Raw genomic sequence first — 18,142 nt, forward strand, 5'->3', positions numbered from 1 at the left:
ATACAGAAAATTCCAAAGGGGAAAGAAGGGAATCCTGCTATGAACAGAAAAGCACGTCGGTTCATTGATCTGAGTGTGCCTCTTGATCGTCTGGCAAAAGAACCGTTTCCACCTGAGATTCAATACAATAGTCATGAAGAAGGGGCTGTCCAAGCTGCGCAGTATTTCGGTTTGCAACCAACGGATTTTCCCGAACAGAAGGCTTGGGCGAGTGAAACGGTGACACTCACGACACATACGGGAACACATGTAGACGCACCTTGGCATTACTGGCCTACTTCAGAGGGAGAGCCAGCGAAAACGATTGATCAGTTACCGTTGGAGTGGTTTTACGGAGATGGTGTCCTGCTCGATTTTAGTGAAAAGCCGTCTGGCTATGAAATCACGGTGAATGATGTAAAACAGAAGCTCGCCCAAATCGAATACGAACTGAAACCGTTCGATATCGTCCTGATCAGGACGGATGCGGATAAACGATACTATGAAGAGCACTATTTTCAATCACATGCAGGCGTATCCGCCGAAGCAACACATTGGCTCATCGATCAAGGAATCAAGGTCATGGGAACTGATGGGTGGGGATGGGATATTCCATTTTCCGTTCAAGCTGCTGATTATAAACAAAATCCGCGCGATGGCGTTTTATGGGCGGCTCACTATGTGGGAAAAGAGAAAGAGTATTGCCAAATTGAAAAGCTGGCGAACTTGGAGCAATTGCCGAGGCCCTACGGGTTTACCGTTTCTGTGTTTCCTGTAAAAGTGAAAGGAGCGAGCGCGGGATGGGCGCGTCCGGTTGCGATTTTTGAGGAAGAGGAGTAGTCTGTTCCTCCTATTCTTCTTGGGCTTTTGTTTCATCATGATCGCGTATGTTTCTCTGATCTGGTATCCTGCATTACCATTCGAATCCAAGTCCAAAAGAGAAGTGACGGAGCTGTTGGGCGAAAATAAGGGAACCATCGTCAAATTGACGACGGAGGAAAACGTCGATTGGTACGGGTATGGGCCGCAAGCGAATCAAGCTTCAGCGGCAGAAGCGATGAAACGAGCAGTGACAGAAAAAGGCTGGACCTTTATCCAGCAAGAAGGCGCAGGATACTTTTTTGAACGGGGGAAAGAGAAGATGATTATCACGTCACAAATGTGGACGGGCAACTATGTACTCTTTCGAATCCCCACAGGTGTTCTATAGAGAGACCAGGAGGCTACGCCCGCATCGCTTTCCACAATAAATATTTCTCTCGTAAACAAACAGCACAAGGCCGATACCCCGCAGCAATAGCGGTAGCTTCATCCGCAAAAAATACGCGATGCGGCACATAACCGCCTCGTGTAATGGCTCTGATGGCAGAGGGACAATCCAGTCGGCCGTATATTTTGCGCGGCCGGTAGCCCCCTAATGTACCCGGAGTATTGCTCTGATAAAACAAGCGATCAGCTCCAAGCAGCCTATATGTTTTGGTAGGGTCAGCATCTTGAGGTGCTGGCTTTTTTGGTGTAGGCATATGGCTCCCCCCTTTATTGGTACGTATGTCGGATTCACTCCAACAGGAGGAAGCCACAGTCAGCCTACATGAAGTGCTTTTACCTTACGAGAATGTCGGAATCGCGAAGTAGGCAGTCAAGCGGTGGTTGATCTGCTCTTCGGTGAGCTCTGGGAACAATCTCGCTTCCTTCACCATATCGTACAGACGCTCCATCGGCTCGCGGCCATCGGCTTTCTTTGCCTTCGCGTCGTTTTTGAGCAGCTCCCAAATCCCGATCACATACTCGCGTCTGGTGATATCTTGTTTGCGGAAAAAGAAATCGAGGCGCTCCACATGGTCCATGAATTCATCACCGAAGCGCTTGTCCACTTCCCCGCGCAAGAGGGCGATTTCTGCTTCGTACATCGGACGCTCGTTGCCTTTTTCCTTGCTGATCCAAGGTGTCTCCAGTACAAGCGGCAGGTGGCGGATTTTCTCGTGGTTCACGATGTAATTCATCGCATCAAAGCCGATGAGTCCCGCACCGATTGGCGCATGGCGGTCTTTGCCTGCCCCGCGGAAGTTTTTGCTGTCATTCAAGTGAACGACGGCGAGACGGTCCAAGCCGATTGTCCGGTCAAACTGTTCCAAGACGCCATCAAAGTCGTTGACGATATCGTAGCCAGCGTCGTGAATGTGGCACGTATCCATGCAGACGGTCAATCTGCCGTTGTCTTCTACTTTATCGATGATGGCCGCGATTTCCTCAAAGCTGCGACCGATTTCCGTTCCTTTACCTGCCATCGTCTCCAATGCGATTTTCACGTTGGTGTCTTTGACGCCTGTCAGAACTTCATTCAAGCCTTCTGCGATTCGGGCGATGCCGTACTCCGCATCCTTGTCCGTGTAGGCGCCAGGGTGCAGCACGATATTTTTGACGCCAATGTAGTCGGTTCGGCGAATCTCTTCTTGCAGAAAGCGGACAGCGAGCTCATAGGTATCGTCCTTGTAAGAGCCCAAGTTAATAATGTACGGGGCATGTACCACAATTTCATCCACGCCCTGCTTGGCCATTACTTCTTTGCCTTCCGTAATGTACTGGTCCTCGATCGGCTTGCGGCGGGTGTTTTGCGGTGCACCCGTGTAGATCATAAAGGTACTCGAGCCGTAGGTGGCTGCTTCTTCGGCGGCATTTAGCAGTCCTTTACCGGAGAATGATACGTGCGAACCTATTTTTAGCATAGGATAGAACCTCCTTTGATTAATAAAGAAAACGCCATAAATAAAAAGTAGCGTACGACTCCCAATTCGTCCAAGCCTTGGACAGCTCTCGTATTTCTGCTTTTGTCGGCTTTTTTTCTTTGCCTAGTAAAAATTTGATCGCATTGTGCAGGCCGACATCATCAATGGGAAAAGCAGAGGGTATTCGCAGACAGCGCATGAGCACATAGTTGGCCGTCCACGGTCCAATCCCGCGAATGCTGGTCAATCGTTTCTCCGCGGTTTGATAATCTCCTCCGTCCCATAATAGCTCTTTCGATAGTTTCCCTTCAACGATGAGTTGTGCAACGTCAATCAAATACTCGCATTTCTTGGTCGTCATGCGCAATCCATCCAGATCAGCAACGGTCAATCCAGCGATTTTTTCGGCTGTGGGAAAAAGCCAATACGTCTGTCCTTCGAACTCTACCCGTCTTCCGAATGTCTCTACCAATCGCCTTTTGAGCGTGTACGCATAGGTCAGGTTAATTTGTTGTCCAATGATTCCCCAACTGAGCGCTTCAAACAGGTCGGGAATGCCCATGGTCCGCAGCCCGTAAAACTTTTCAACGGCCTGTCGTAGAAGAGCATCCCCTGCGGCAAGCTCATAAAACGGAACCAGGTCTCGATCAAGATCGAACCAATCGCGAACATAGCGTGCTACCTCTATCCGGACTTTTTCAGTGGGAAGTGAAGGACTGAGAAAACGCACAGTCAATCCTTGATTGTTATCTGCGTGAATTTCGACTACTTGTGGATCTTGTTCAATCGGGATGGCTTTGTAGAGGCGCCCGTTCTGAATGTGAAACATGCATTCGTTGGATGCTCTGGACAAGTATTGAAGATTTTGCGAAAAACTGAATTCCGTAGGTACGGACAAGATTATTTCTTCTCTATTATCGACCCAAGCCTCGTGTGATAGACCGCTTGTCATGTGAAAACCTCCTATCTGACTTCCTCCTAGTTTTATAACAAGTAAAGTGATACTGTCATTTCGTTATCTTGCTATTTTAATCTTCTAGCAGTACAGATCACGTAGCGTGGGGGTATACTGTCGGTAAGAGCAAGCGATTCGATAACGGCTATGGCAAAGGAGATGACATGTGTTGGAGGAACGGGTAACCGATGAGCGATGGCAGGCCATTATTCATAACGATGCGTCTTACGATGATGAATTTTTTTATGCGGTAAAAACGACAAAGATCTTTTGCAGACCGTCGTGCAAGTCGAAGCCGCCGAAGAGGGAGAACGTACGGGTTTTCCAAAATGCAAGCCAAGCCCTGCGGGATGAATTTCGCCCATGTAAACGATGCAAGCCCACGGGAGAGAGGTTGCCTGATCGTGAGTGGGTGACTCAAATTACACAGTATATTGATTCTCATTATAACGAAAAGCTGACGTTGGAGCATTTGGCTGATATGTGCCATGGCAGTCCGTTTCATTTGCAGCGAACGTTTAAGCGACTCATGGATATGACACCCGTGGAGTACATCCAGAAAAAGCGGATAGAAAGGGCGCGAGAGCTGCTGGCTCATTCGAACAACCAGATCGCGGATGTTGCGCAATTGGTAGGAATGCCGAATACGCCGTATTTTATCACGTTGTTTAAAAAAATGACGGGCCAGACCCCGAGTGAATATCGCCACCTGTACGTCAAACAACAAACGACATAAGCTGCTTGTGAATTGTGATATCTTTAGAAGTAAGAAGCATCTGCATCCGAGAATAACGACCCCTTCGATGAGAGTTTTTCGAAAACGGGACGGAGGGGTTAAGGTGAAGATGCGAAAGGAAAAGGAGCCCCGCCAAAATGAGCGATACGAAAACCTTGAAGGAAGTATTTAAAAAGACCACTTATCAAATCGCCGGGCATAGCAAGAGAGACCTCCATCAATTGCAGCAGGTCCTGTCCAGGGTGGATGGGAATGTGGAGGGTGATATGTACGGAACAGGCGAGCTCATCGAGGATTTTCAGCGCAAGATGGCCGAACATTTGGGCAAAGAGTCTGCCGTGTTCTTTCCCAGCGGTACAATGGCCCAACAAATCGCGTTACGCATCTGGTGCGATGAGAAGGGAATCAAAAAGGTCGCCTACCATCCGCTCTGCCACTTGGAGATCCACGAGGAGGATGGGCTGAAGGAGCTGCATCAGATCGAGGCGGTCTTGCTGGCTGATAAAGACAGAGTGATTGAACTGGACGATGTTCTCGGCATGGACGACGATATCGCGTGCCTGTTGCTGGAATTGCCACAGCGTGAGATTGGCGGACAGCTGCCCGCGTATGAGGATTTGGAGGCGATCTCCCGTTATTGTCGGGAAAAAGGAATTCGGCTGCATCTAGATGGTGCCCGGCTTTTGGAAATCCTGCCGTATTACCAGAAGTCAGCCGATGAGGTATGCGCATTGTTCGATAGCGTGTACGTTTCCTTTTACAAAGGGATAGGCGGCATTGCCGGAGCGATTCTGGCTGGGGATGAAGATTTCACGAAGCAATCGAAGGTATGGAAAAGACGCCATGGCGGGGACCTGATTAGTTTGTACCCGTATATTGTCACGGCAGAATACCATTTTGAGCAGAGAAAACATAAATTCAATCAATATTACGAGCATGCAAAAGAGCTGGCGGGATTGTACAACCAATGCCAGGGGATATCCACGAGACCGGCCGTGCCTGTATCCAACATGTTTCATGTACACGCAGATTTGCCGAAAGAAGGGCTCGAGCGTATCTTGGTCTCACTTAGTGAAGAGACAGGGATTGGCTTCACGCATTATGTAAGACAGGACGACGAATCTTCTAGCTCCTATGAGGTAAGTATTGGCGATCGGTATGCGATGATCCCGAAGGAAGAGCTGGGCTTGGCGTTCGAAAAGCTGAATCAGAAAATAGGGGAGCAGAAATCAAAAGCCGAGTAAATGAATCAATTTCGGGGCGGTGGCAGTCTGGTGCTTACCGATTCATACCGGGCTGCCGCGCATTTTTCCGAAATGAAGAGAAAGGAACCGATATGTTCATTATCAGACCGTACGAAAAAAACGACTACCCTTTAATCATGGCTTATGATTTGCCCGAAGAACAAGCAATCTACACGTCTATGCCAGTCGATGTGATCGAAGCATCTCAAAAAAATTCTGATCAGCAGCCCTATGTGATTTTTGGCCAGGGTCATCTAATCGGCTGTTTTGCCTTATTCACACCTCACACAGGCAATCCCTACACACCAAATGATCAGGCGATTATTTTCAAGTCATTCTCGATCGATTCCCGTCATCAAAAGAAGGGCTACGCTTTGAAAGCTTTACAGAGCCTGCCTGACATCGCACGAGAGTATTACCCGATGCGGGATGAAATTGTGTTGACGGTTCATCATACGAATACCCCGGCGATCCAACTGTATAAAAAGGCGGGTTTTGTAGATCAAGGATTAAGGTTTGCGGGCGAGTATGGCGAGGAGCTGATTTTTTATCTGGATTTGACAGTTTCAAAATGAATGGATAAAATGAATGACAGTCAGTCAGTTATAATCGTTCGGTTAAAAGGAGGGAAGTTACTTGGCGGTCAGCAAAGACGATAAATATTCCAAAATCCTCAACGCGGCTATCGAGATCATATCGGAAAAAGGGCTAGATAAGACGTCCATATCCGATATCGTAAAAAAAGCAGGGATTGCCCAAGGGACGTTTTACCTGTACTTCTCATCCAAGATGGCTCTGGTCCCAGCGATTGCAGATAATCTGCTGACGATTACCTTCCAGTGGATCAATGATAAGCTGCAGGGAAAAAGTGATATCGAGAGCGTTCTCGAAGTGTTGGTCGATGAGACCTTTTCCTTTACGGATGAATACCGGGATGTCATCATCCTTTGCTATTCCGGATTTGCAGTTGATAATTCATTGGAGACATGGGGAACGATCTACAAGCCTTTTTATGAGTGGATGGAAGGCGTCCTCGTGAAAGCAATCAATGATAACGCCATCTTGAAAGATATTGATGTGAGATGGACGGCCAAAATTATTATTACGCTTGTCGAAAATACAGCGGAACGCTATTACAGCAGCGATCAGAAAAATCTTGCACCAGATGAATATAAAGCGGAAATCCTTCGATTTTGCAAAAGAGCATTAGGTATCCAATAAAGAAGTATTGGAGCATATCCAATTCTTTTTTATTGCGCAGAAAATGACTGACGTTCATTCATTTTATTACAACAAGAACATCAAAGAGGTGATTACCATGGCATGGTTTTATTTAATTATTGGCGGAATGATCGAAATTGCTTGGGCATTGGGACTGAAGTTCTCGGATGGATTCACGAAGCCTGTAGTGAGTGTCATCACGGTTTTATTGATCGTCACTAGCTTCTACTTTTTTGCGCAGGCGATGAAGCGGATTCCAGTCGGAACTGCGTATGCGATCTTCACGGGGATTGGTGCAGCGGGAACGGCCGTTGTTGGATTTATGTTCTTGGGTGAGGATGTATCTTTCTTGAAAATCTTTTTTATCCTGTTGCTGCTCACGTGCCTTATTGGATTGAAGCTGTCGAGCAAGCCAAAGGAAGAGAACGCATAACAACTTGGAGGTGGACAGTATGGCATGGGCGATGTTGATTATCGCTGGTTTCGCGGAAATTGGTGGAGTGATTTCGTTAAAGCTGACCGAAGGATTTACAAAATGGAAGCCTACGGTTGCTTGTTTGATCTTCGCAAGTATTAGCTTTTATTTGCTCTCATCTGCTGTACAAACGCTCCCAGTCGGAACAGCTTATGCTGTATGGACGGGCATTGGGTCAGCAGGAAGCGTGCTGGTAGGGATGTTGTTTTTCAAAGAGTCGAGGGACAGGAAGCGGATTCTGTTCATTACAGGGATTGTCATCAGTATTGTTGGTTTGAAGTTCATCGCTTAACGATAGCTAAAAGCCCCTTTCTGGCAGCGTGTGCTGTAAGAAGGGGGCTTTTGGTTTTTGCTAGGTTTTCACTGGTTCGCCTGTACGCCAAATCGGGTAAACAATTGCCAGATCAGCTCTCGCCTGCTGGACACCCCGGTTTTTACGAAGATGGATTTCAAATGATCCTGAACCGTATAAGCGGAGATGTGCAGTGTGCGTGCGAGCTCCTTCGTGGAAGCGCCCCGGACTATCTGGTCGAGTATTTGCTTCTCCCGTACAGACAGTCCATACGCTTCGGCGATCAGCGGCAGCATGTCAGCAGGTTTTGCGGGACTGAACAAAACAGCCAAGTGGACCGTGCTGCTTTGGCTGTTCATGGGGCTTGCCTGAATCGTCATGTAAGGGCCATCTGGCATGCGAATGCAGACTTTTGCCATAGATGTGGTGTGGCTTGATTCTGCCAGCTGGGAGAGTGCCCGCGAACAAACGGCTCGTACTGGCCGGGGCAAGGTATCGCGATCAATCGACTCCCATTGGCGCAGCAGGGTCAGCCATTTCTCCGCTGTCGGATTGGCAGCGAGCAAGGTGAACTGTTCCGACAACATCAATATCCCCATCTCTTCTTCCATCCACGTATTCTCCTCAGCGGGTAAGGACAGACTCGTCTTTCGCAACTGATAAGCAATCAGCGGCGCCAAAACCAAAATACATTCACGCTCCTGCTCAGAAAAAAAGGGACGCCCCTGCGAGCGAAACAACGTTAAATAGCCCCAGCATGCACCGTCATACTTGAGGGCAGCACGCATTTCATCATGAAAACCGGCGGGGAGCAGAACATTGCGATAGCGGTCACTGCGTTCAAGCTGGCCCTCGGTCGCTTGGCTCAGCGTCGCGACAGGCTCAGCCGCTTTGCACAGATCATCATACCGGTTAAAGTCCTCGCGCAAGTATTCATGCTCAAATATGCCATGATGAATGGCTTCCACCCCGTCTTCCGTAATGGCTCCGGTGGACAAAAGCGTTTGCGGATCAACGGCAGTACAGCAGGCCCCGTCAAAAGGGACGAACTCTCGCAATAGCTGCAAGAGCGCTGTCCGATAGTCTTGTGAAGAGTGAGAAAAGCGTTCAGCTAGTGCCATCACTTTTCGTTTGCTCGCTTCCCGATTTATGCTCATCTGCATTCTCCTGTACGTCTATTGGCAAAGGAAAATCCCAGCTTTGTGGGATGGTGCTCTCCTCGATCCTCTCTATAATTGAGAATAATTCTTAGTCTAAATTTACAAGATACGCGAGGAGTTGGAAAGACCATATGAGCCAGCAGCAGCGCTTTTTCATGATGATCGCGATTTGTCTGGGTGCATTCTTGTCTCATTTTACGGCGGGGATTGTCAATGTATCGCTCCCTCAGTTCACATATATTTTCCAGACGGAGCTGGCGATCGCACAATGGATTACAACCGGTTATTTGCTTGTCATTGCGTCTCTGCTTCCTTTCATGGGCAAGCTGGGAGATCGATACGGGCATCGTGTGCTGCACAATTACGGCTTCCTGCTGTTCACGGTAAGCTCTGTCTTGGTGGCGTTTTCGACGACGATCACGATGCTGCTCATGCTTCGAATCGTGCAAGCCATTGGAGCGGCTATGTTCCAGGCTACCAATATCGCGCTCATTGCTATTTTGCTCCCAAAAGAAATGCGGGGAAGGGCAATGGGGATCATGAGTACAGCTGTTGCGCTTGGCGGCATGACCGGGCCGATTGCAGGTGGGATGATCGCGTCGTGGTTGAGCTGGGAGTGGTTGTTTCTAATTCATGTTCCTGTCGCCATCTTGGCTACGGGGCTGGCTTTTCGTTACATTCCTTCCCATGAGCAGACGAAGAAGAAGGCCAGTTCACCCGATCTCGTTGGGGCAGGTCTGTTCATGCTGCTGGTCAGCTCAGTCATTATGGCGATCTCCAATGGAAACGGGTGGGGCTGGGATTCACAAGGAATGCTCATTCTTTTTGGGGGTGTACTCGTCTTGGCATGGGCGTTTGTCTGGTGGGAGCGGCGACAGTCCGTGCCGTTTTTGCCCGTGGCCGTCTTTCGCCTATCAGCTGTATCCAGTGGACTGTTCATTAGCTTTACTTCGTTTGTGCTCGCGAATCTCGTACTGGTTGTCCTGCCGTTCTACTTGCTTGATCAAGCGCATGTTTCCCCTTTGACGGCAGGGTATATGATGACTGCTTACCCACTGCTGCTGGCGCTAACAGGTCCTTTTAGTGGCTGGGCTTCAGACCGCTATCGGGCACGGCCACTCATTTTTGCAGGTCTCGGTGCGATGGGGGCAGGGTTGACCGTCTTGGCGATCTGGCTAGAGGCATTATCTACGGTGGAAATCATCGCGGTATTGGCTTTGGTAGGAGCAGGTATGGGGCTGATTGCTTCGCCCAACAACAGCTACATCATGCGCCACGTCCCGATGGAGCATGCGGGCGCGATCGGAGGCATGATCGCCTTGACGCGCAATGCAGGAATGGTGGTCGGCGCAGCGTTGGGACTGGGCATGATGAACGGCGAATCGAATCAAGCTGTGCAGCTGACGATCGATGCGTATCGTACGGTTTTTGAAGCAGGTGGCCTGATCTGCCTGAGCGGTTTGTTTGTCTGGTGGTATGCAGGACGTCTGGAGCGGCAGAAAAAGAGAGGCGCAGAGGTGGAGAAAGCATGAGCAAGGATCGAATTGTGGTAGTCGGAGGGTACGGTCATGTAGGGGCATCGATTTGCAAAAATTTGGGTAACGCATATCCGGGGCGGGTGTATGCAGCCGGACGCAGCTTGGAGAAGGCGGAAGCGTTTTGCCGAGAAGCAGATGGGAAGGTGCTGCCGCTGCAACTCGATATTCACAAGCCTTTGGACCAAAGCTTGCTGGAAAAAGTAAAGCTGGTGGTCATGTGTCTGGATCAGACGGATACGGCTTTTGTGGAAGGGTGTGTACGGAACGGAACGCATTATCTCGATATTTCGGCGAATGGCCATTTTTTGACGCAAATCGAACAATGGGGGAGCCAAACTGAAACGAAGAACATGGGAACCGCCATGCTCAGTGTAGGACTGGCGCCAGGTCTGACCAACCTGCTCGCGGGGGAAGCTCATCGCTTGCTGGATCAGGTGAGTGAGCTGGACATATTCATTATGCTTGGTCTCGGTGATCGACACGGGAAGGCCGCGATTGAATGGACGGTCGATAACTTGTGCACGAGCTACGAGGTGATGAACAAGCATCAGCGTGTAACCGTAGAGAGCATGACAGAGGGCAAGCTCGTTGATTTTGGACCGGAACTGGGGAAAAAGCACGCGTATCGATTTCCGTTTTCCGATCAACAGACATTGGCACGCACCTTGGGTGTCCCTACAGTATCTACTCGACTTTGTTTTGATCTGGATGGGATGACGAGAGTAGTGGCAGCCCTTCGGAGCATAGGAATTTGCCGATTACTCCATCAACCCAAAGTACGGGAAGCCACGATTGAAGCGTTTGGGCGTTGGAAAATGGGGGATGATCGATTTGCCATTAAGGTAGAAGCACGGGGAAAACGGGGAACTAACGAGGCAACAGTAGAGTGTCTGCTTTTTGGGCGCGATCAGTCCAACATGACCGCAATGGTGGCGGCTGCCGTAGCAAAATCGTTGTATGAAGAGACGTTTCCTCCAGGAGTCCACCACTTGGAACAACTGTTTTCATTAGAAAAATTGAGATTTCGGCTGGAGCAGGAAGCATCACTGACCATATTTGTCAGGGAAGCCGGTCTATGATAGAGCTATCGACGAACCAAAGAGGAGGCTTTATCATGACACACTATGCCAAAAACATGTACGATTTTCACGCGTGGGCGAATCAAACGTTAATCAATCGCTTGAAGGAACTTCCGGAAGGTGTTTACGAGCAGGAGGTCCAAAGCGTTTTTCCGACTGTTGCAAAAGTGATGGAGCACATTTATATGGTGGATCAAAGCTGGCTTCTCATATTGCAGGGGATGGATATGCAAATGGCCATGAATGAGGTATGGCAGCAAGAGAAGAAAATTACGGGAAAAGGCTTGGAGGAAGTAGAGCAGTTGTATGCCGAGCTGGTCGAGCAATTCAGAGCTTTTCTCAGCCAAGAAGAAGATTTGGAGCGGCGCATTGTCCTTGATAATCCGTACACGAGGGTACGCGATACGAGCTTGGCAGAAATCATCATGCAAGTGGTCAATCACGGCACGTATCATCGTGGAAATATTACAGCGATGCTGCGCCAAATGGGGCATCCTTCTGTCATGACCGAGTATGCTCTATATTGGTACGCCAACTGACAAGAGCCTTAGGCTGGAAGAGATTTCATTCTTCTGGCCTTGGGCTGTTGACAAGGGAGAATTTTAGTCCTATAATTATCTTAAATTCAAGATATTTATTTTTGTAACATCGTCATCCTACTTCCCCAAGCAGGAACATTTTTAAACCTATTATCTTTAATTTAAGATATTGAAAAATGAATGGAATAGAAAAAATCGAGGAGGAAGTCCCATGAGTGAATTCACTACTCTTGTAAAAAACAGAAGATCCGCAAACAAGTTTCTCACTGACGTAACGATAACACCTGCTGAGATCGATGAAATCATGTCGCTGGTCAAATTCGCGCCATCTGCATTCAATTTGCAGCATGCCCACTATGTGGTTATTACTGACCCAGAGGCAAAAGAGCGTGTATATGAAGCGGCATATAGACAATATAAGGTAAAAACTGCTTCGGCAGTGGTGCTCGTATTTGGAGACAAGGAAGCATACCAAAGCGTAGAACGCATCAATGAAGGTCTGCTTCATTTAGGAATCATGGATCAACGCGAGTACGAACACAACAATTCTGCTGTCAGAGCGATGTACGAGTCTGGAGGAGAGCAGTTCAAGCGTGATGAAGCGATCCGCAATGCCAATTTGTCCGCTATGCTGTTCATGCTCGCTGCAAAGGATAAAGGCTGGGATACTTGCCCGATGATCGGATTCGACCCAGCAGCCGCCCAAGAGATCGCAAAGGTTCCGGACAGCTTTGTGCCAGCTCTGATGATCACGATTGGAAAAGAAGATACATCCAGCCAGCGTGTAAGAGGGTACCGCAAGCCCGTTGGAGAGTTCGTGAGCTACAACACATTTCAAGCAAATAAATAATAATTAGAGGAGGCTATTCAAAATGACACAGCAAACAGCAGGGATTCACCATATCACGGCTTTTGTTACAAGCGCCCAAAATAACGTTGATTTTTATGCAGGGTTTCTCGGATTGCGCATGGTGAAAAAAACGATCAACTTCGATGCGCCAGATGTGTATCATCTGTACTTCGGGAATGAGGTCGGCAGTCCAGGTACCGCGATCACCTTTTTCCCGTGGGAATCTGGTCGCCGCGGACGCGTGGGCGGTGGGCAGGTGGGCTATACCACTTTCTTGATTCCGGTGGGGGCGTTTTCCTTCTGGGAGGATCGACTGAAAAAATTCGGAATCGAGTACCGCCGCGTGGAGCGTTTTAACGAGACGTATCTGCAATTTACGGATAGAGACGGCTTACAGTTGGAGATCGTGGAACGTGAAGGCGGTCCAGCAAGCAAATGGTCCTTTGGCGGAGTGCCAGTTGACAAGGCGATCAAAGGCTTCGGCGGAGCGATCTTGTACAGCATGGCTCCAGCCCACACGATGGACGTCCTCGAGAGACTGATGGGACTGACCAGAGTTGGCGAAGAAAATGGTCTTGTCCGGTTCCAGGCTCAAGGCGATTTGGGCAATATCATTGACGTGAATGCCGAGCCGATACCAAGAGGAGCAGGTGGCGCAGGTACGATTCACCATATCGCATGGCGTGCCATAGACGATCAGGATCACCAACTGTGGCAGCAGCGCGCGACTCAATCCGGTCTCCATCCGACAGATATTATCGACCGTCAATACTTTAACGCCATTTACTTCCGCGAGCCGGGCGAGATTTTGTTTGAGATTGCGACCGATCCCCCGGGCTTTGAACGAGATGAGCCATTTGACACATTGGGTGAAAAACTGATGCTCCCCGAGTGGTATGAGCCACGTCGTGCCCAGATTGAGCAAGGCTTGCCGCCGATTACAGTCAGAGTGTTGGAGGAAGATAAATCATGAATTTGAAGCACATTTTTCAAAAAGGAACCGATTCAGAAGCACCAACCCTGTTGTTGCTACATGGAACAGGTGGAGATGAAAACGACCTCTTGCCACTGGCCAATCGCATTTATCCAGGCGCTTCTGTTCTGAGTGTCCGTGGGAATGTTCTTGAAAACGGCATGCCGCGATTTTTCCGACGCTTAGCTGAGGGTGTTTTTGACGAAGAGGATTTGGTCTACCGCACGCAGGAGCTGCATGAGTTTTTGGATCAGGCGGCGGTTACGTATCAGATCGAGCGAGACAATATCGTGGCAGTTGGCTATTCGAACGGGGCGAATATCGCAGGTAGTCTCCTGTTCCATTACCCGAATTCGCTAAAAGGGGCGATTCTTTACCACCCAATGGTTCCACGCCGCGGGATAGCTCTGCCTGATATGTCAGCCATTCCGGTATTCATCGGAGCGGGCACGAATGATCCGATTTGTACTGCAAAAGAGACCGAGGAGCTAAACCGGCTACTGACAGAAGCAGGTGCTGACGTGACTGTACATTGGGATTCATATGGTCATCAGCTGACGGTGAAGGAAGTAGAGGCATCGGCTGCGTGGTTTACAGAGATGTTTCGCAATAATCGATGAGTAACAACAGCGGCGGGCCCAGGTGGCTGCCGCTTTTTTGTGCGCACAAACAGTTGCTTTTCCGGGAAAAGAGCATGCTTCCCGCAGATTTAATCAAATGTGTAAAAGTCTTCAAGAGCCAGCAGTATTCGTTCATCTCTTGTTCATATTGCTTCTTTACTATTGATCCACGTAGATAGGCGCAAGCCAGTGACGATTTGCAGGATGGTATACAAGTGAGTATCATTCAAAATAATGAAGCAGGAGAACCAGAGGGCGGAGTAACGAGGGGGGCAGCTTGATGAAACTGACGATTCTGATTGCAGATGACGATCCACATGTACGTGAGCTATTGCGATTTTATTTAGCAAAAGAGGGATACCACGTCTTGGCTTGTGTGGATGGAGATGAGGCTTCGCAGCTGTTGGAACAGGAATCTGTCCAGCTCGCCATCGTGGATGTGATGATGCCAGGCAAAAACGGCTGGGAGCTGTGCCGGGAGATACGGGAATTTTACGACCTCCCTGTCATTATGCTAACGGCAAAGGGAGAGGTACGAGATAAGGAAAAAGGTTTTTTGGCGGGGACGGATGATTATTTGACCAAACCATTTGAGCCTACCGAATTGCTGTACCGCATCAAGGCCTTGCTGCGTCGCTATCAGATGGTCAGCAAACAAATCATCGTCATGAACGATACCGTTATCGATCGGATCAGCCATGTCGTGAAGGTGAAAGAAGAGTTGATTCATTTACCGTTAAAGGAATTTGAACTGCTTGCTCAGCTTGCCAGTTTTCCTGATCGGATTTTTACCCGAGATCAACTGTTGGAGCTCGTATGGGGCGGCGATACTGAGAGCGATAGTCGTACCATCGATGTGCATATTAAACGGCTGCGAGAGAAATTTACGGAGAAAACGAATGACTTTGTCATTTCTACCGTTCGCGGCTTAGGCTACAAGCTGGAGGTACGAGGCGCGTGAAATCTCTTTACGTCCGGGTAGTTCTTACCTTCGTCGCAATTGTACTGATCAGCGGCACACTTGGATTTTTATTGGCAAATGAGTATTATCAACGAAATCTGCGCGCCTATAATGAACAAAAAATCACGAGCATCGGACAGCAAATTATCGATTTGTATGAGCATAAATCCACACTCGACCTGCCCGCCTACATGACCCATGTAGCCAATTTGAATTTTCAGCTGCATCTCGTGGATGAGAACGGCGCAGCAAGCCAATTCGGAGCACCTTTTCGCGAGCAGCAGATAGAGCCTGCCATCGTTCAAAAAGTGTTGGCGGGTGAGACCTACAGAGGGATCACAGAAGAACAGCACGGCTTGTTTGTGACCGGATTTTTTGAAAACACGTTGGCAAATAGCATTGGCTTGCCACTTACAGCAGAAGGGAAAAAATACGCCCTGTTTGTACGGCCAAATATTGAGCAGCAGTTTGGCGAGGTGCATATTATGTTTGCCTTGCTGCTGGCAGCGATGTTCGTACTTAGCTTGATCCTGATTTTGACATTTACCCGTTATTTGGTGAAGCCGATCGAGAAGCTGAGCCATGCGACCAAAAAGCTGGCAGAAGGGCAGTACGATATCCACTTGGACATCGCTCGCCGGGACGAAATCGGTGATTTGGCCATGAATTTTTCCAGGATGACTGAGTCACTCAAACAACTGGACGAGATGCGCCAAGAGTTTGTCTCCAATGTCTCTCACGAAATCCAGTCTCCATTGACATCGATTCAAGGCTTTTCGCAAGCCATCCGCAGCGGTGGTGTGACAAGCGAACAGCGGGAGACGTACTTGACCATCATCGAAGAGGAGAGCAGACGGCTGTCTTCCTTGAGCAAGCAGCTGTTGACGCTCGCTTCCCTGGACAAAGAGACAGGTCTGTACCAACCGACCCGTTTTCGTCTGGATGAGCAGATCAGGCACGTCCTCTTAGTTTTGGAGCATCAGTGGCAACAAAAAAAGCTCGCGATGGAGCTGACTTTACCGGAGACCTTCATCATGGGTGACAAGCAACTGCTCAATCAAGTATGGATGAACCTGCTTTCCAACAGTATCAAATTCACCCCGACGGCTGGCTCTATTTCTATTTCGATACAGAAGGATACGCGAATCGTCGTGACCATTCGGGATACGGGGATCGGCATGTCAGAAGAAGAGCAGGAGCATGTCTTTGACCGTTTTTACAAAGGAGACAAGTCACGCAATCGAGAAGCAACGGGAAGTGGTCTCGGTCTTTCTATCGTGCAAAAAATTTTGCAGGTCGCAAAAGGCAGCATTCACATTCAAAGCCATATAGGTGAAGGGACGACGGTCACGGTCAGCCTACCGACGGGTGAGCGCGAAACAAAGGAGTGATTTCCATGAATATCGGCATACGTGTACTCGCAGCGCTCCTATCTCCTTTTTTTACAGGTCTGTATGCTGCTTTGATCGTCTACATTTATCGTGATCCAAGCGCGCCGTACGGGTTCGGACAAGAGTATTTGCTGGGTGTTTTCTTTAGCATGGCATTGAACCTGATTGTCTTCGTATGGCTGTCGGTATTCGTGGACGGGCTAGTGAGGAGGTCACAATTGATCGGGTGGAAAAAATACGCTGTGCGTTTCGGCGGATATGCTGTCGTCGGCTATGTGCCTGTGTTTTTTCAATGGCTAATGAGTGTTGATCTGCAGGCAGCGATTTACCCGGAAAATGAGTGTAAATCGCCATGGTTAATCAAATGTTTAAAATGAAGGAATAACAAAAAAGCCCGAGCAATCAGGTAGCTCGGACAATGGTTTTCTGTTCTTTAGCGTGTTCAATCCCCGCAGAAATGAGATGGCGTACATGGTCATCATCCAACGAGTAAAAAACGAGCTTTCCTTCTTTGCGGTACTTGGCTAGTCCCATGTTGCGAAGAAGCCGCAGATGGTGGGAAGTGTTAGCGATCGAGCTTCCGATGATGGCAGCCACATCACAGACACAGAGCTCGTCTTCCATCGAGAGGATGTGAATGATTTTGGCGCGGGTGTCATCGGCCAACGCCTTGAAGATTTTTGCTACCCCTTCTGATTCTGTGGCGAACGGCTTTAACCGATTTACTTTTTCCTCATCAAAACATTGGATTTCACAGATGTCATCCACTGTAACCATCACCTCATGCTCTACAATGTCCTACTATTATAGACATTCGCGGAGAAAGTGAAAAGGAAAACCGACATTTTCATGGCAGTGTAGTGTCCCTTCTTGTTTTCGTGTAAGATGGACATGATCCAAGAATGGGGAGAGAATACCATGAGTGCGCAACCAAAGTGCCCGAAGTGCCGGTCTGCAAAGATCGATTTCACGGAATCGATCAATAAGCCATTATACATAACCATTTATGTAGCGGTTTTGGCAGTGCTTGCCTTGATCGGCATTTTGGTGAAAGGGACTCCTGTCATCTTTTTGTTCCTCGGACTGTCAGGGGCCTTTATCCTGTTTGCCGTTCGTCTTGCCTTAGAAAAGCGTAAAGTAATCAAGTGCAAATGTCTGGACTGTGGGGAGCGTTGGCAGACCACCCCAACACCAGTAGAAGCCCGTACCAAGTAACAAGACTCCTAGTAATAGGGGTCTTGTTCTTTATTCTCGATCTGTAAAAAAATGGGCGAAATATTCAAATCAATTCTTGAACGAAGCAGAAGGATACGATAATATAATAATTAAATATTTGTTTGAATGTTTGTGGATTGATTTCATTCGAAGCTGGGCAAAATAGATGCTTGGAAAAAGGTGAAAAC

At 48.6% G+C, this 18,142-nt stretch carries 23 protein-coding genes; 18 read left to right on the plus strand and 5 right to left on the minus strand.

The annotated features are described in order from the left end of the window. Window positions 1-39: 39 nt before the first annotated feature. Together ACKKE8_RS02235 and ACKKE8_RS02240 are read left to right on the plus strand one after the other, a co-directional pair. A complete protein-coding gene (locus ACKKE8_RS02235; protein WP_409176735.1) occupies window positions 40-819 on the plus strand; it encodes a cyclase family protein in 780 nt (259 codons plus the stop codon). 37 nt (window positions 820-856) lie between these two features. Next, window positions 857-1,189: a hypothetical protein gene (locus tag ACKKE8_RS02240; RefSeq protein ID WP_409176736.1), complete on the plus strand. Its 333-nt coding sequence runs from the start codon at window positions 857-859 to the stop codon at window positions 1,187-1,189. Between the two features lie 13 nt (window positions 1,190-1,202). Here ACKKE8_RS02240 and ACKKE8_RS02245 read toward each other — a convergent pair whose 3' ends face one another. The 3 genes from ACKKE8_RS02245 to ACKKE8_RS02255 all read right to left on the minus strand — a co-directional run bounded on the left by ACKKE8_RS02245 (window position 1,203) and on the right by ACKKE8_RS02255 (window position 3,657). After that, window positions 1,203-1,502: a metal-binding protein gene (locus ACKKE8_RS02245; RefSeq protein ID WP_409176737.1), complete on the minus strand. Its 300-nt coding sequence runs from the start codon at window positions 1,500-1,502 to the stop codon at window positions 1,203-1,205. Window positions 1,503-1,586: 84 nt separating this feature from the next. Then, on the minus strand, window positions 1,587-2,705 hold the full coding sequence (locus ACKKE8_RS02250) for a deoxyribonuclease IV (RefSeq protein WP_409176738.1): 1,119 nt from the start codon (window positions 2,703-2,705) through the stop codon (window positions 1,587-1,589). Between the two features lie 19 nt (window positions 2,706-2,724). Beyond that, window positions 2,725-3,657 carry a DNA-3-methyladenine glycosylase 2 gene (locus ACKKE8_RS02255; protein ID WP_409176739.1) on the minus strand — a complete coding sequence of 311 codons (933 nt, stop codon included), beginning with the start codon at window positions 3,655-3,657 and terminating at the stop codon, window positions 2,725-2,727. A gap of 169 nt (window positions 3,658-3,826) precedes the next feature. Here ACKKE8_RS02255 and ACKKE8_RS02260 point away from each other — a divergent pair, with 169 nt between their 5' ends. The 6 genes from ACKKE8_RS02260 to ACKKE8_RS02285 all read left to right on the plus strand — a co-directional run bounded on the left by ACKKE8_RS02260 (window position 3,827) and on the right by ACKKE8_RS02285 (window position 7,628). Beyond that, the gene (locus ACKKE8_RS02260) at window positions 3,827-4,396 is read left to right on the plus strand and encodes a bifunctional transcriptional activator/DNA repair enzyme AdaA (RefSeq protein ID WP_409176740.1); all 570 of its coding nucleotides are present in this window, start codon (window positions 3,827-3,829) and stop codon (window positions 4,394-4,396) included. 137 nt (window positions 4,397-4,533) lie between these two features. Next, the gene (locus ACKKE8_RS02265) at window positions 4,534-5,640 is read left to right on the plus strand and encodes a threonine aldolase family protein (RefSeq protein WP_409176741.1); all 1,107 of its coding nucleotides are present in this window, start codon (window positions 4,534-4,536) and stop codon (window positions 5,638-5,640) included. A gap of 92 nt (window positions 5,641-5,732) precedes the next feature. After that, window positions 5,733-6,215: a GNAT family N-acetyltransferase gene (locus ACKKE8_RS02270; protein ID WP_409176742.1), complete on the plus strand. Its 483-nt coding sequence runs from the start codon at window positions 5,733-5,735 to the stop codon at window positions 6,213-6,215. A 61-nt stretch (window positions 6,216-6,276) separates the two neighbouring features. Further along, window positions 6,277-6,861 (plus strand): TetR family transcriptional regulator, encoded by a 585-nt coding sequence (locus tag ACKKE8_RS02275; protein ID WP_409176743.1) that lies wholly within the window; start codon window positions 6,277-6,279, stop codon window positions 6,859-6,861. A 97-nt stretch (window positions 6,862-6,958) separates the two neighbouring features. Beyond that, entirely contained in the window at window positions 6,959-7,294 is a 336-nt protein-coding gene (locus ACKKE8_RS02280) for a DMT family transporter (protein ID WP_409176744.1), read from the plus strand. A 19-nt stretch (window positions 7,295-7,313) separates the two neighbouring features. After that, window positions 7,314-7,628 carry a multidrug efflux SMR transporter gene (locus ACKKE8_RS02285; protein ID WP_069852705.1) on the plus strand — a complete coding sequence of 105 codons (315 nt, stop codon included), beginning with the start codon at window positions 7,314-7,316 and terminating at the stop codon, window positions 7,626-7,628. Window positions 7,629-7,696: 68 nt separating this feature from the next. Here the strand turns inward: ACKKE8_RS02285 and ACKKE8_RS02290 are convergent, their stop codons facing one another. Beyond that, window positions 7,697-8,785 (minus strand): response regulator transcription factor, encoded by a 1,089-nt coding sequence (locus ACKKE8_RS02290; RefSeq protein WP_409176745.1) that lies wholly within the window; start codon window positions 8,783-8,785, stop codon window positions 7,697-7,699. 134 nt (window positions 8,786-8,919) lie between these two features. Here ACKKE8_RS02290 and ACKKE8_RS02295 point away from each other — a divergent pair, with 134 nt between their 5' ends. The 9 genes from ACKKE8_RS02295 to ACKKE8_RS02335 all read left to right on the plus strand — a co-directional run bounded on the left by ACKKE8_RS02295 (window position 8,920) and on the right by ACKKE8_RS02335 (window position 17,116). Continuing rightward, the gene (locus tag ACKKE8_RS02295) at window positions 8,920-10,320 is read left to right on the plus strand and encodes an MFS transporter (RefSeq protein ID WP_409176746.1); all 1,401 of its coding nucleotides are present in this window, start codon (window positions 8,920-8,922) and stop codon (window positions 10,318-10,320) included. Beyond that, window positions 10,317-11,405 carry a saccharopine dehydrogenase family protein gene (locus ACKKE8_RS02300; protein ID WP_409176747.1) on the plus strand — a complete coding sequence of 363 codons (1,089 nt, stop codon included), beginning with the start codon at window positions 10,317-10,319 and terminating at the stop codon, window positions 11,403-11,405. The genes ACKKE8_RS02295 and ACKKE8_RS02300 overlap by 4 nt, the downstream gene beginning before the upstream one ends. Window positions 11,406-11,440: 35 nt before the next feature. Then, window positions 11,441-11,944 carry a DinB family protein gene (locus ACKKE8_RS02305; RefSeq protein ID WP_409176748.1) on the plus strand — a complete coding sequence of 168 codons (504 nt, stop codon included), beginning with the start codon at window positions 11,441-11,443 and terminating at the stop codon, window positions 11,942-11,944. Between the two features lie 211 nt (window positions 11,945-12,155). Beyond that, window positions 12,156-12,794, plus strand: a complete 639-nt coding sequence (locus ACKKE8_RS02310) for a nitroreductase family protein (RefSeq protein WP_409176749.1) — start codon at window positions 12,156-12,158, stop codon at window positions 12,792-12,794. Between the two features lie 22 nt (window positions 12,795-12,816). Beyond that, window positions 12,817-13,767, plus strand: coding sequence for a ring-cleaving dioxygenase (locus ACKKE8_RS02315; RefSeq protein WP_409176750.1), 951 nt, complete (start codon window positions 12,817-12,819; stop codon window positions 13,765-13,767). Further along, the gene (locus tag ACKKE8_RS02320; RefSeq protein WP_409176751.1) at window positions 13,764-14,387 is read left to right on the plus strand and encodes an alpha/beta hydrolase; all 624 of its coding nucleotides are present in this window, start codon (window positions 13,764-13,766) and stop codon (window positions 14,385-14,387) included. The genes ACKKE8_RS02315 and ACKKE8_RS02320 overlap by 4 nt, the downstream gene beginning before the upstream one ends. Window positions 14,388-14,667: 280 nt before the next feature. Continuing rightward, window positions 14,668-15,348, plus strand: coding sequence for a response regulator transcription factor (locus tag ACKKE8_RS02325; RefSeq protein WP_409176752.1), 681 nt, complete (start codon window positions 14,668-14,670; stop codon window positions 15,346-15,348). Next, window positions 15,345-16,739 carry a sensor histidine kinase gene (locus ACKKE8_RS02330; RefSeq protein ID WP_409176753.1) on the plus strand — a complete coding sequence of 465 codons (1,395 nt, stop codon included), beginning with the start codon at window positions 15,345-15,347 and terminating at the stop codon, window positions 16,737-16,739. The genes ACKKE8_RS02325 and ACKKE8_RS02330 overlap by 4 nt, the downstream gene beginning before the upstream one ends. A gap of 5 nt (window positions 16,740-16,744) precedes the next feature. Continuing rightward, window positions 16,745-17,116, plus strand: a complete 372-nt coding sequence (locus tag ACKKE8_RS02335) for a hypothetical protein (protein WP_409176754.1) — start codon at window positions 16,745-16,747, stop codon at window positions 17,114-17,116. Window positions 17,117-17,141: 25 nt separating this feature from the next. Here ACKKE8_RS02335 and ACKKE8_RS02340 read toward each other — a convergent pair whose 3' ends face one another. Continuing rightward, window positions 17,142-17,516: a metalloregulator ArsR/SmtB family transcription factor gene (locus ACKKE8_RS02340; RefSeq protein ID WP_035290894.1), complete on the minus strand. Its 375-nt coding sequence runs from the start codon at window positions 17,514-17,516 to the stop codon at window positions 17,142-17,144. A 141-nt stretch (window positions 17,517-17,657) separates the two neighbouring features. On the opposite strand from ACKKE8_RS02340, the gene ACKKE8_RS02345 reads away from it, so the two are divergent. Further along, window positions 17,658-17,954: a hypothetical protein gene (locus ACKKE8_RS02345; RefSeq protein WP_409176755.1), complete on the plus strand. Its 297-nt coding sequence runs from the start codon at window positions 17,658-17,660 to the stop codon at window positions 17,952-17,954. Window positions 17,955-18,142: the final 188 nt, after the last annotated feature.

It is taken from the genome of Brevibacillus fortis, assembly GCF_046196545.1.
In the GTDB taxonomy this organism is placed as follows: Bacteria; Bacillota; Bacilli; order Brevibacillales; family Brevibacillaceae; genus Brevibacillus; species Brevibacillus fortis_A.